Annotated in this window: 1 protein-coding gene; it reads right to left on the minus strand. The window is 41.3% G+C overall.

Annotated features, from left to right (window positions below):
• Nucleotides 1-12: 12 nt before the first annotated feature.
• On the minus strand, nucleotides 13-208 hold a 196-nt coding region (locus OKJ99_RS17625), incomplete at its 5' end, for a hypothetical protein (protein WP_326017364.1).

A 208-nucleotide genomic window follows, 5' to 3' on the forward strand; every position in this document is an offset into this window, starting at 1 on the left:
GTGATTCGCAGATCAAAAGTTAAAGGATACTCTTAAAGCAAAGTGTTTCACAATCGAAGTGGTTTGCAATGTTAACTGTAGCAAGGCTTTAACCTGTAGAGTTTGGTAACCGTCTGAAGGAACGTCATCTGGAGTTTGATTGATCTTGAGATTCCCACTAGTTGCCGGTCTTGGTATGGAGCATGAATAGTATTGTGTCTGAAACGGG

This window comes from Streptomyces endophyticus (genome assembly GCF_035798155.1).
In the GTDB taxonomy this organism is placed as follows: domain Bacteria; phylum Actinomycetota; class Actinomycetes; order Streptomycetales; family Streptomycetaceae; genus Streptomyces; species Streptomyces endophyticus.